Annotated in this window: 12 protein-coding genes; 3 read left to right on the top strand and 9 right to left on the bottom strand. The window is 68.9% G+C overall.

Going from position 1 to position 12,509, the window contains the following annotated elements; translation table 11 throughout:
- Positions 1–297, top strand: a complete 297-nt coding sequence (locus H7J86_RS15315) for an SDR family NAD(P)-dependent oxidoreductase (RefSeq protein ID WP_090364957.1) — start codon at positions 1–3, stop codon at positions 295–297.
- Here the strand turns inward: H7J86_RS15315 and H7J86_RS15310 are convergent.
- Together H7J86_RS15310 and H7J86_RS15305 are read right to left on the bottom strand one after the other, a co-directional pair.
- On the bottom strand, positions 286–2,325 hold the full coding sequence (locus tag H7J86_RS15310; RefSeq protein ID WP_443677659.1) for an ArnT family glycosyltransferase: 2,040 nt from the start codon (positions 2,323–2,325) through the stop codon (positions 286–288). The genes H7J86_RS15315 and H7J86_RS15310 overlap by 12 nt on opposite strands.
- Positions 2,326–2,400: 75 nt before the next feature.
- Complete coding sequence (locus H7J86_RS15305) at positions 2,401–3,627, bottom strand: maltokinase N-terminal cap-like domain-containing protein (protein WP_267292964.1); 1,227 nt, start codon at positions 3,625–3,627, stop codon at positions 2,401–2,403.
- A gap of 136 nt (positions 3,628–3,763) precedes the next feature.
- Here H7J86_RS15305 and H7J86_RS15300 point away from each other — a divergent pair, with 136 nt between their 5' ends.
- Both H7J86_RS15300 and H7J86_RS15295 read left to right on the top strand, forming a co-directional pair.
- Positions 3,764–4,558, top strand: coding sequence for a HugZ family pyridoxamine 5'-phosphate oxidase (locus H7J86_RS15300; protein ID WP_267292962.1), 795 nt, complete (start codon positions 3,764–3,766; stop codon positions 4,556–4,558).
- A 33-nt stretch (positions 4,559–4,591) separates the two neighbouring features.
- Positions 4,592–5,158, top strand: coding sequence for an orotate phosphoribosyltransferase (locus H7J86_RS15295; protein ID WP_267291906.1), 567 nt, complete (start codon positions 4,592–4,594; stop codon positions 5,156–5,158).
- On the opposite strand, the gene eccD is transcribed toward H7J86_RS15295, so the two are convergent.
- The 7 genes from eccD to eccCb form a co-directional block, all read right to left on the bottom strand.
- Positions 5,155–6,693: a type VII secretion integral membrane protein EccD gene (gene eccD / locus H7J86_RS15290; RefSeq protein ID WP_267291904.1), complete on the bottom strand. Its 1,539-nt coding sequence runs from the start codon at positions 6,691–6,693 to the stop codon at positions 5,155–5,157. The genes H7J86_RS15295 and eccD overlap by 4 nt on opposite strands.
- Complete coding sequence (locus H7J86_RS15285) at positions 6,690–8,090, bottom strand: MinD/ParA family ATP-binding protein (RefSeq protein ID WP_090364752.1); 1,401 nt, start codon at positions 8,088–8,090, stop codon at positions 6,690–6,692. The genes eccD and H7J86_RS15285 overlap by 4 nt, the downstream gene beginning before the upstream one ends.
- 92 nt (positions 8,091–8,182) lie before the next feature.
- Entirely contained in the window at positions 8,183–8,473 is a 291-nt protein-coding gene (locus tag H7J86_RS15280; RefSeq protein WP_090364751.1) for a WXG100 family type VII secretion target, read from the bottom strand.
- 42 nt (positions 8,474–8,515) lie between these two features.
- Complete coding sequence (locus H7J86_RS15275; RefSeq protein WP_234901109.1) at positions 8,516–8,824, bottom strand: WXG100 family type VII secretion target; 309 nt, start codon at positions 8,822–8,824, stop codon at positions 8,516–8,518.
- 104 nt (positions 8,825–8,928) lie between these two features.
- Complete coding sequence (locus H7J86_RS15270) at positions 8,929–10,236, bottom strand: PPE family protein (protein ID WP_235683448.1); 1,308 nt, start codon at positions 10,234–10,236, stop codon at positions 8,929–8,931.
- A 47-nt stretch (positions 10,237–10,283) separates the two neighbouring features.
- Positions 10,284–10,580 (bottom strand): PE family protein, encoded by a 297-nt coding sequence (locus H7J86_RS15265; protein ID WP_267291902.1) that lies wholly within the window; start codon positions 10,578–10,580, stop codon positions 10,284–10,286.
- Positions 10,581–10,729: 149 nt separating this feature from the next.
- A complete protein-coding gene (gene eccCb / locus H7J86_RS15260) occupies positions 10,730–12,508 on the bottom strand; it encodes a type VII secretion protein EccCb (protein WP_187099114.1) in 1,779 nt (592 codons plus the stop codon).
- Position 12,509: the final 1 nt, after the last annotated feature.

Raw genomic sequence — 12,509 nt, 5'->3', positions numbered from 1 at the left:
ATGAGCACCGAGAATCGTGACAGCGCAGGCAGAGTCGTCGTCGTGCTGGACGCCGGCACCACCGAGGGATACCGCACCGCCCGCGCGCTGCTGGCCGACGGCTGCCGTGTGGTCGCCACCGACCGGCACGCCGCGGCGCTGGTACGCATCCTGCACGACCAGTCCGCGGATCGTCTGTTGCTACTGGCCGCCGATGACTCCCAGCGCAACCTGGTGCTGGCCAAAGCGAAAGCCCGGTTCGGCCGGGTGGACTCGGTGATCCGGCCGGCCGCGCTGCCGCTGGTGCTATCGGCCTGACAGGTCGTACACCGTCATCGATCCGATGAGCTGAGCCGGAAAATGCGCGGCCACCCACTGCGTGATGTCACCGTGGGCGCGGGTGTTCAGCGACGGCCCGTGCCCGGGTGCCTTCTCGACGAGGTAGTACCCGATCTGGTGGCGCGCCACGTCATCCTGGAACTGCTTCAGTGTCGGCACCGGGTCTGTTCCGGAGAAGCCCCCGATCGCCATCAACGCCGTGTGCGTCGCAAGTTCCAAACCGGCTGCGCTGGAGGAGCGTTCGATGGCCGCCGACCACGGCGCGGTGCTGGCCGAGAGCAGCGTCTCGAGTGCGGAGGTGTCCGCGTCGCGACCCCACATACCGGTGTCCTTAGCCGATCGGTGCGGGCCGACCAACGGCCCGCCGCCCTGGTGCGCGTTGGCGACGGTCGCCACGGCGTAGGCGGCCGGCCCGAGCAGCGCGGCGCAGAGGGCAAGTACGAGGGCCCCTCGCGCGATCACCGGCTTGCGAATCCAGAACGCCAGACCGGCGACCGCCAGCACGACGATGCCCCAGCGGATCACCGGCAGCCAGTGCGGGTTTCGGTGCAGCAACCACCATCCCCAGCCGGCGGTACCGGCCAGCAGCGCCGTCAAACCCACCCGGCCGAACCAGGTGCCCCGGCACTCCCACATCCGGCGCACGCCGAGGGCGAACATCGCGGCCACGGCGGGCGCCACCGACAGGCAGTAGTACGCGTGTGCGGTGCCGTGCATGAAGCTGAGCACCAATCCGTCCACCAGCAGCCAGCCGCCGAACAGCACGGCGCCCGCCCGCACCCGGTCGGTGCGCGGCGCCCGGCCCCGTTCCACCAGCACCAGCACGGTGGCCAACAACGCACCGGGCAGCAGCCAGCCGATCTCGAAGCCGAACTCGCCGTGGAAAAGCCTTGCCAGTCCCTGTGATTGGCCACCCCAGCTGCCGACGCTGCCGCCCTGGATTCCCATCGATCCGAAACTGGTCTCGCTGTGCCTACCCAGGACACGGGCCACACCGTTGTAGCCCAGCACCAGATTCATGAAGTTGTTGTCGGTGGACCCGGCGAGATACGGCCGCGACGACGCCGGCCACGCCAGCGTCAGCAGCACGTACCAGCCCGCCGAGACCAGGAACGCAACCAGCGCCCCAAGCAGGTGCACCAACCGCGACCGCATTGCCACCGGCGCCGCGATCAGGTAAACCAACCCCACCGCAGGCATCGACATGAGCCCTTCGAGCATCTTGGCCAGGAACGCGAAACCCAGCGCGACACCGGCCAATGCCATCCACCGCACACCATGCCGTTCCAGGGCCCGCACCGTGCAATACGCCGCCGCGGTCATCAACAACACCATCACCGCATCGGGATTGTTGAACCGGAACATCAACGCCGCCACCGGCGTCAACGCCAACCCCGCACCGGCCAGCAGCCCCGCCCGCACCGTGCAATACGCCGCCGCGGTCATCAACAACACCATCACCGCATCGGGATTGTTGAACCGGAACATCAACGCCGCCACCGGCGTCAACGCCAACCCCGCACCGGCCAGCAGCCCCGCCCACCGCCCACCGATCCGGCGCACCGCCCCATANAGCAGCCACACCGANCCGACCGCCATCAACGCCTCGGGCACCAGCATGCTCGCACTGCTGAACCCGAACAGCTGACCCGACAGACCCATCACCCACTGCGACACCGGCGGCTTGTCCACCGTGATGAAATTGCGCGGATCCAACGACCCGAACAACAACGCCTCCCAGTTCACCGACCCGGCCTGCGCCGCCGCATGACCCGACAGACCCATCACCCACTGCGACACCGGCGGCTTGTCCACCGTGATGAAATTGCGCGGATCCAACGACCCGAACAACAACGCCTCCCAGTTCACCGACCCGGCCTGCGCCGCCGCGGCATAGAACTGATTGCCCATCCCGTTGACGGTGATATTCCACAGATAGAGCACGGCGGTGCCGATCAGCAGCACGGCCAGGCCGGCCTTGGCCCGAAGGTAGGTCACGCCCAACAGTCAGCCATCCCGACCGTGAGCGAACCTGTGAGTCCGCCGCGAGGACGCTGCGGGTCGGTGACGAGGGGAGCGACGCTATCCGGCCACGATCCTGTCGACGGCGGCCAGCGGGATAGGCAACCAGTCCGGGCGGTACCGCGCCTCGTACCCGACCTCGTAGACCGCCTTGTCCAGTTCGTAGGCCGCCAGGGCCGCGGCCTCGTGGCGCGGGTCGGTGCCACTGACGGCGGCGTAGCCGTCGCAGAACGCCGCGCAGTTGCGGTCCACCCACGCCCGCGAGCCGCGTGCCGCGTAGTCGTAGGACCGCAGCATGCCGGCGACGTCGCGCAGTGCGGAGTCCGGGCGCCGGCGATCCGCCAGCGGCTGGCCCGGCTCGCCTTCGAAATCGATCACCAGCCAGGTGCTCGGGGTGTGCAGCACCTGACCCAGGTGCAGGTCGCCGTGGATCCGTTGAACCGTGCTCGGCGCATCGGTCAGGGCGCGGTAGCGGGTCTCGATCCGCGGGACGTAGTCATGCAGCTGGGGCACCGCAGCGGCCACGCCGCGCAACCGCCGAACCCAGGTGTCGACGGGGAACGGTGCGGTCGAGGTGCCGAGCGTGGCGGCCAGTGCCGCGTGCACACTGCCGACCGCCTGACCCAAGGCGTAGGAATCGGCGTCGAAGTCGACGGAGGGGTCTCCGGCGGCGGCCAGGGCCAGGTCCCATCCGTCGGTCGAGCCGGCGGCGAAGGTGGTGAGCATTCCCAGCGCATACGGCTCACCGTCGCCGGCCAGCTCGTAGCAGCCCAGGAGCGGGGTCACATGCGGGTTGCCGGCCAGGGCGCGGGTCAGTTCGATATCGGGATTGATACCGGCGATGAGGTGCCGGAACACCTTGAGGATGGCCTGCTCACCGAACACCACGCTGGTATTGGACTGTTCGGCACCCAGCCGGCGGCCCACCCGGTCGGCCGGGAGCACCGCCCCCGGTTCCAGGCGAAAGGTCACCGGCCCGACGGTCTCGGACGCCTCCAGCAGATTCAGCAGGATGCCTGCCGCGGCGGGATCGGCCATCGCGTCGTAGCCGACGCGGTCACCGTCGACGCCGATCATCGCGGGGTCATCTCGGCCGTCTCCGTCCTGCCACCGCACCAGCACCTGGTACTGCTCGACCGAGCCGTCGGTGTAGCCGACGTCCAGCAGCGCGAGTTCCAGATCGTGGGTCAACTGCACCGTCTGCGCCGGCACCACCGCGCGCAGTTGCCTGCCGCGTCCCGAGTACCAGCGCTGCGCGGGCAGCCACGCGTCGAACGCAAGATTCACCAAAGCCACGTATCCCTCCGTACCCGACTGCTGATCTTCGTACACCCCGCAGGTTTGTGGGTATGGTGCCGACGTGGCTGACCAACCCCCCGTCGCTTCGCTCGCCCCCGCCTCTGGCTCTGCCTCTGGCTCTACCCTGCGTGATCACGGCGACCCCGGCGACGCCCCGAGCATCCCGCCGGCCCTGACCCCCGTCGTCAACGCCACCCGGCCGTCGGCGGCCGAAGAGGCCCGCACCATCGCCTCCTCCACCAACGCCGGCACCCTGGCCACCCTCACCGCCGACGGCGACCCCTGGGCGTCGTTCATCACCTACGGCCTGGTGGGCGGTGCGCCGGTGTTGTGCGTATCCAATATGGCCGAGCACGGCCGCAACCTGGCCGGTGATCAGCGGGCCAGCATCTCGATCGTGGCGCCGGACGCGCCGGAGGACCCGCTGGCGTCCGGCCGGATCACCCTGGCCGGGGTCGTCACCCGGCCCACCGGCGCCGAACTCGACGCCGCCCGGCAGGCACATCTGGACGCGGTGCCCGCCGCCAAGTACTACATCGACTACAGCGACTTCACCCTCTGGGTGCTGCAGGTGCAGCGGGTCCGCTGGGTCGGGGGTTACGGCCGGATGGATTCCACCACCGGTGCCGACTACGCCGCCGCAGAACCCGATCCGGTGTCCCCGCACGCCGCCGGCGCCATCGCCCATCTCAACGCCGACCACGCCGATGCGCTGACGGCCATCGCCCAAACCCTCGGCGGCTACCCGGACGCCACCGCCGTGACCTGCACCGCCGCCGACCGTTATGGCCTGGACCTGCGGGTGCTCACCCCGCGGGGCATGGCCTACACCCGGGCCGGGTATTCCGAGCCCATCAACTCCATCGGTGAATTACGTGCGGCCTCAGTCGAATTGACGCGTCGGGCCCGGCAGGCCTGAGCGCTGCGTGCCCGGTGCAATACGATTCCGGGTATGCAGCGACCGGACACCTGGCAGGCGGCCTTCGACCTGATCCGCACCCGCGCCCACGAACGGCGTGAAGAACCGTTCCGGCTGGTCAGCGGCCAGCTGAGCCACGACTACATCGACGGCAAGTACGCCATCGACAACGGTGGACGGCTCACCACCGTCAGCCGGGCGGTGGCCGATCTGGCGGCGCTGAACGGTATCGAGTTCGACGCCGTCGGCGGTCTGACCATGGGGGCGGACCCGTTGGCGCACGGTATTGCGATGGTGACGGGTAAGGCCTGGTTCTCGGTGCGCAAGGAGCAGAAGCAGCGCGGGCGTGAGCAGTGGATCGAGGGCACCCGCCTGAAGGAGGGTGACCGGGTCCTGCTGGTCGACGACGTGATCAGCACCGGGGGTTCGACGGAGAAGGCCTACGAGCGGGTGCTGCAGGTCGGCGCCGTGGTGACGGGCGTGATCCCGATGGTGGACCGCGGCGACGTGGCAGCCGAACTGTTCGGCGGTAAAGGGGTGCCGTTCGTCGCTCTGGTCACCTACAAGGATCTGGGCATCGACCCGGTCAAAGCCGTCTAAAACCGGAGATTGCGCAACAGGTCGTAGACGCCCGCGATCCAGAGCAGCAGCGGGATCACCGCGGCGATGGCCGCGCCGTCGAGCAGTTCCAGGATGCGTTTGGTGACCGGTGAGACGCGCTGCACATCGGAGGTGGCGCCGACGATGATCAGTGCCACCACCGCGACCGCGGTGTAGACGGCCAACACCAACCAGGCCGAGTGCGGATACCAGAGGCACAGCCGGATCATCACCCCGGTCGGCACCGCCACGGTGACACCCAAAAGGGCCCAGGCGCACCAGCGTTCGGCGTACAGCCGGGAGCGGAAGCCACTCACCGCGGCCACCAGTGCGGCCACGATCAGGCTGTGCACGAAGAAGTGGCCCTGCTCCACCACCGCGATCGCGCCGGCGGCCAACACCACCGCACCCGCGGTGAGGAAACCGTTGAGAAGCTGCTTGGAGAGCTGACTGCGCTCGCTGAGGCGCGCGGCCGACTCGGGGACCGAGGCGATGATCGCCTGCCACGTGGGGCTTTCCTCGTCGGCGCCCTCGGGGTGGGACACCGGGTCCAGCAGTTCGTCGTTGGCCACCGTCTCCCCCGGCGCCGGGATCGGCGGGAGCGCGATACGCGCGACGGCCACGGTCAGCTTGGCCGCATTGGTCACCACGATGAGGCCGAAGGCGATGGCGCCGGCGGGCACCCAGTCCTGGGCGCCGTACCCGTAGGCGACCGCCGCCGCGGTGAGGGCCGTCGCCGCCACCGCGAGAAAGGAGGCCAGATCCGCACGCCGGCGCGGGCCGCCCCGGGTGGCCAGGGCGTACAGCAGGACGACGCCGGCCGCCGCGGCGATCTGGGGGGCGCCGAGACCGTCGGCATCCCGTGGCAGCGGCACCGCCAGCGCGACGGCACCCGCCAGCGCGGGAAGCGCTGCCACCAACAGACTTTCGGCCATGTCGATATTGCCGAATCGGCTCTTCGACAGCATGGCGCCGGCGAGCAGACCCAGCCCCAGCACACCCAGCGCGACGGTCCACCACCAGCCGTGGCCGGACTGCGACCAGGCCAGCAGGGCGGTGATGACCACGACGGTCGACACGACCGGAACCGCCAGCCCGACAAACCGGTTCAGCGCGGTGCGGTCGAACACCGGGGATTCGTCGAGTACGGCGATCGCATCGATGACGTCCTCGACGAGCGGCCGATAGCGCTCGGTGCGGCTGACCGACACCAAGGTCAGCAGCGATCCGTCGACGACGCCCGCATCGTCGAGCGACTCGGTGGCCTTCAGCGGCGGAGCGCCCGGCCGCGCGAACGCCCACTCGCCCTGCGCCTTGAAGTCGAACCCCGCCAGTACCTCGGCCGGTGTGTCATCCAGCAGATCCGCCAGTACGGCCACCGTCTCGTCGATGTAGGTCTCGATCGAGGCGGCGGCCGGCAGCACCAGGTCGGTGAGACGGCGTCCGGTCAGGATGGTGACTCGGGTCGTTGCTGGGCGGCCGGGCGTCACGCTCGAGGACGCGGGTGCGGCCGCACCGGTTGAGGTGGCGGTCAACGACGTTCGAGGCGGTCGAAGTCGTCGGACAGCGCCGCGGCGAGTTCCACGATCCGGCGCTGGAACGTGCTGCCCAGCAGTTCGAGCTGGATCTCGGTACCGGCGGCGATGTGCTTGTCCCAGGGCAGCACGATGACCCGGCCGGGTGCGACATGTCGCTCGAACTGCTGCACGAGGTCTTCCACGTCGATGTTGGTCTTGCCCGGTGTGACGTGGTTGATCACCACGCACGACCGGCCCAGCAGATCTTGATAGCCGTTCTGCCGCAACCAGTCCATGGTGACCGCGGCCTGGCGGGCTCCGTCGATGGAGGCACTCGCGACGATCACCAGACCGGACACCGTGGACAGCACGCCGCGCGAGGCCGGCTGGAACAGCCCGGCGCCACAGTCGGCGAGCACGAGGTTGTAGTAGCGCGAGACGATGCCGACCGCGCCCTTCCAGTCGTCGTCGTTGAACTCGCGCCGGGCGGCGCTGTACTCCTCCGAGGACAACACCTCGAGGTTGGCGCCGTTCATGCTGGTGTACGCCCGGATGTCGTTGTAACGAGACAACTCTTGGTCGGACAACAGATCTGAGATCGTGGCCGCGGACTGCCGGCCCGCCCGGTCGGCGAGGTTGCCGCCGTCGGGGTCGGCATCGATGGCCAGGATACGGTCGCCGCGGACCCGGCTCAGCGCCGAACCGAGCGCCACGGTGACAGCGGTCTTTCCGACGCCACCCTTGAGCCCGAACACGCCGATCTGGTAGGAGTCCCTCGCATTTCGGCGGATTCGCGCGTGCAGGTCCATCTCGTAGATCTCGTCGGGCGAGAGCCCGAGGTTGATCCGGCTGAACACATACAGCCAGTGCCGCCAGCCGCGCTGGGACGGCATCTTCACCGCCGTGCGGACACCGACGTGTGAGAGTGCGTCGATGGCACGGTGATTGCCCATGCTGGCGGCCGAGGTCGGCGCGGGCTGGGCCGGGATCGGCTGGCTCTGCGACCACACCGGTTCCGGCGCCTCGGCGAAGACCTGGCTGGGTGCCGGCGCAGGCGCCGGACGGGCCTGCGGGGCCGGTGCGGGCCGCTGCTGCTCGTGCCGGGCACCGGAGGTCTGGGCGGCGGGCGGCGGGGTGCGCAGCATCCCGTTCTGGGCGCGCTGCGGACCGGTGTGTTGGGCCGGCCGGATCTGCTGGGTGATCTCCGCCTCGCGCGGGGCGGGGACACCCGACGCCTGGGTCTGCGTCGGGGCGACCGGCATCGACGGCGGAGTCACCTCGGTGGCACGCGGCGCCGAGGCGTGGATGGGCATCGGTGGCGGTGTGACCGCCGGTGCCGCACCGTCGATTTCGCTGTTGGCCTCACCGTCGGCGGGGCCGGCGGAGTGGAAGAGCCGGTCATAGTCGGCCGACATGATTACCTCTCATAGGTGATACGCGACTGTGCAAGCAGGAGGTGGGCGGACAAGCCTCAGGCTAGTCCGCCCACCCCACCTGCACTGTGGTTCTAACCGGCGAACATCCCGGTGACGCCGGCTTCGGTCTGCGCCATGGTCTGGGCGGCTTCGTCGACGGTCTGCGCCAGGTTCTGCAGCGCGTTGTTCAGCTCGGCCGCCGTGCTGTTCCAGCGGACCTGCAGGGCCTGGTAGGCCTCGCGGGCGGCGCCGTCCCAGGTGGCCGCGAGCCGGCCCAGCGAGGCCTCGCCCTCTTCGAGCAGGCTCTGGGTGGTACCCACGGAGCCGTGGATGTCGGCGGCGCCGGCCATGATGGCGGCGAAATTCCATGTCTGTTGGCTCATGATTCGATTTCTCCGTTTCGGTGGTGGTAGGTGGTTCGGGTGCTAGATCATCCGGCTGGCGAGGGCGCTGGCCTGGTCCTCATCGGTGCTGCCGTACTGCGTGCCACCGATGCCCAGGTTCTCGGAGATGTCGTCGAGCTCCCGGTTCTGCTGCGTGGCGGCCTCGTGGAAGCGCAGCAGGGCGGCCTGCGCGGCGGTCGCCGACGCACCGACCCACGCCGGCTGCAGGCCGGCCGCGGTGGCCTCGACGTGGGCCATCACGGTCCTGAGTTCGTCCGCGATGCGCTGGAAGTTGGCCGACTCGCCCGCGATGACGGAGAGATCGGCTTCCATCCCCTGTCCTGAAGTCATGGTGAAGCTACCTTTCCTTTTCCTGTGTCCTCACCACGTGTTGGCGAGTCTTCCAGCCCCCTCGGCCGGGAAGTTTGTGTGTTGCCGGTGCCGGTCATCGGCCGTCACCAGTCGTCGTCGTCTTCATCGAAACCATGTGCCAGCGGTGACGGGGTGGCGAGCGCCTCCCGCTTGCCACCGCTCTTCTCGCGCTGAGCGGCGCCGTTCATCGGGCCACCGCCGCCCGATCCGGCACCCACCGGTGCCAGACCGGCACCGGCTCCCCCGGCGGATGCTCCGGTCGGCACCGGGGTCGACTGGGCCGGCGACCCGACCAGACTCGACATCAGCGGCGTCCGGGCCAGGGTGCCGCCGGCGCCGGGCAGCGACGCGGCGCGCACCAGACCCGCGCCCGATGTCGCACCCGAGCCGCCGAGCAGCGGGTGCTCCGAGAACGGGCTCGCGCCGATCAGGCCGAACTGCCGTCCGCCGCTTCCGCCCATCTGACCGAAGATCGAGCTCACCTGCTGCAACGGCTGGGTCAGCGTCTGCGCCCCCTGGGTAACGCCCTGCGTCATCTGCTGAGGCGCCTGCATCAGCGACTGTCCCAGTTGCGAGGCGATCTGCATGCCCTGTTGCATCCCTTGCTGCAGCATCTGCTGGGTCTGCTGGCCCTGAGCCTTATCGGCTTTCTGCGCGGCCCCCTGAGCACGCTGCTCACCCTGATTCGCAAATGCCGCACCACGTCCCGCCGTCAGCCCGGCCGACTCCACCGTCGCCTGCATGGTGGTGTGCGCGAAGGCGGCCTCGCGCAGCGCCGAGCCGGGCAGCGTCGCGGCGAGCTGCCCCGAGGCCATGCCCAGTGCCGACTCCCCGACCCCCGGCACGACGATGGGCGTCATCGGCAGAATCGGTTCGAAGATGGTGTTGGCCGTGGTCTCGGCCTGGTACCCGAACATCACGGCGGCGGCCTGTTCCCACATCCGGACGTAGTCGGCCTCGTTGATGCCGATCGGTACCGCATTCACGCCGAGGAAGTTGGTGGCGTTGAGCACCGCGTTCGTGACGTGGTTCATCTCGATCTCGGGCAACGGCGGCGTCACCGCCATGGCCAGCGCGTACGAATTCGCTTGTGCGATGGCCTGCATGGCTCGCTTCTGTGACTGCAGCGCCGCGGTGCGCAGCCACACCACCATCGGAGTGGTCGCGGTGACCGCCTGCTCACTGGCCTGGCCCTGCCAGGAACCCGACAGCGAGGCGAGACTGGCCGCGAGTTCTTCAGCCTGCGTCTCCAGGGAGATCGCCAGGGTTTCCCACGCCGCCGCCGCCTGGAGCATCGGCGTCGGGCCGGCACCGGCCATCAGGCGGCCGGTGTTGATCTCCGGTGGCAATGCTTCATAGAACATCGTCAACATTGCGGGGACTGCAGACATTGTTTGCCAGCTTCGCTCTCGTCAATTCTTGGCGGTCGCCGAGCCGGTCACATCAGGGTGGCGGCGCCCTCGGCGTCCACCGTCGTGTAGATCCCGGAAGACTCCAGATAGGCGGCGCCGGCGCGGGCCAGTTCCTGCTGTGCGAAGGCATTCAGCGCCGCAACCTGGGCGGCCTCGCTAGCAAATGCGAGGGCGGCCTGGACCGACACCTCTTCGGCACCTGCAGGCAGGAGGGCCATTGCCTCACTTGTCGCGGTGGTTCCGGTGGCGAGTCCGCGTCCCCCGTTGGCAACCACCTGGCTGCCGATGCCCAGCACTGCGGGCGAGTGTTCCATCGGTTGCATGTGCAGTTCCTCCTCAACGGTTCCAAACGAGCTGGATGACATCTTTGGGATGGGGACCGCAAGTCCTGCCGTGGCGCTTCAATCGTGGACCCCCCGATCCGTTTGCTACCTCGTCGCCGTCAATTTTGCCAGGCGACTCGAAATCCATACTAACCGTGGTTTTGGGGTGCTGCCGACACTTCTTCTTCCGGAGGATCGACATACGCCGCCTGAATCACCTCCTTCGCGTCCGGAGAGACGAGAAGTGCCTGGCCAGGCGGCCTGCGCTTGAGTTTGAACGCACTCGACGGGAACTCGGTCTTGTCGCCGGAGAGGAACAACGTCGGGGTCCCCGCGCCGTAGGCCGCACCGACGAACCGGTCCATCGTGGCCCGCTGCGCCTGACTCATCTGGCACGTGACGACGAGGTGCAGGCCGATGTCGGCGGCAGCGGGCAGCAGGGGCCACAACGGCGCCATCGGAGGCAGGCCGCCCGCGGCCGCCACCACCATGTGCCAGTCGTCGATCAGCAGCACGATATCGGGGCCCGACCACCAGGATCGGGACCGCAATTGGGAGGTCGTCAGGTCCGCCGGAGGGAGCCGCTGCTGGAGCAGAACCGCCAGCCCCTTCACCGACTCGTCGAACGTCGCGGCATTGCGATTGATCGCTCCGGCCGACAGCAAATGACTCTCGGGAACCGCATCCAGCAAACCCGATCGGAAGTCACCGACCATGAACCGCACCTGATCTCGATTGTTGCGCAAGCAAATAGCTTGGGCGATCGCATGCGCGATCCGGGTCTTGCCGGACTTCGGCGCACCGAAGACCAACACATGCGGCGTGCGCTGCATATCGGTGTAGGACACCGACAAGTCGGACTCGCGCACACCCAGCGGAATGGTCCACCGCGTGCGGTAGTCGGCATCGGGTCCGGGCGGATTGGGGTCCATCTCGTTCAGGTAGATCCGGCTGGGCAGGACTCTGACCTGTGGGGCTTCCTCGGTGTGCAGCGAGGCGATGTGGTCGACGGCTGCGGTGATGGCCGGCACCAGGTCGGCGCCGCTGTGCACACCGTCCAGGCGCGGCACCCCGATCATCAGGTGGTGCTTCTCCAACGAGATGGCCCGGCCCGGCCGGTTCGCCGGGATCTCCCGGGTCATCCGGTCTATCTGCGTCTCGTTGACATCGCCGAGCCGGAATTCCACCTTGGTGCCCAGGTAATCCCGGACCCGGGAGCGCAGCTCGGTCCAGCGCGGTGTGGCGATCACGGTGTGCACCCCGAACGCCAAGCCCTGGGCGGCCAGGTCCTGCACCACCGGCTCCAGATCGGGGAACTCGCCGACGAACGCCGGCCAGCCGTCGATCACGAGGAAGACGTCACCGAACGGGTCCTGCGACGCCGCGTGATTCGGGTCCTCCCGCATCTGCCGGTACGCGGCGATGGAACCGACCCGGTACTGCTTGAACGTCGCTTCCCGCTGCCGCAGCACGGCCTTGATCTCCGCCACGGCCCGGTTGACCCGGTCCGGCTCGGCCCGGGTGGCGACCCCGCCGACATGCGGCAGCCCTTCCAGGTACATCAAACCGCCACCACCCATGTCGATGCAGTAGAACTGCACCTGGCGGGGAGTGTGCGTGGCCGCGGCCGAGAGCACCAGGGTCTGCAGGAAGGTGGACTTCCCGGTCTGGGGCGCCCCACCGACGGCGATGTTGCCGCCGGCTCCGGACACATCGATACCCCAGACCTCCTGGCGGTGCCGGCGCGGCTCGTCCATGATCCCGAGCCCGAAACGCAACGGCTGCCGGTGATCCCGCTCGACGAGCTCGTTGACCGGGGTGGGATCCGCCAGCGGGGGCAGCCACATCTTGTACGCCCGCACCTCACCGGTGGTCAGCTGTTCGAGCACCACCTCGCGCAGCACCCGCTGGTCACCGAGCTCGGTCATA

The sequence above is a fragment of the Mycobacterium hackensackense genome, assembly GCF_025822555.1.
Lineage (GTDB): Bacteria > Actinomycetota > Actinomycetes > Mycobacteriales > Mycobacteriaceae > Mycobacterium > Mycobacterium fluoranthenivorans.
The sequence above is the reverse complement of the archived record's forward strand: the minus strand, read 5'-3'. Positions and strand labels throughout refer to the sequence as shown.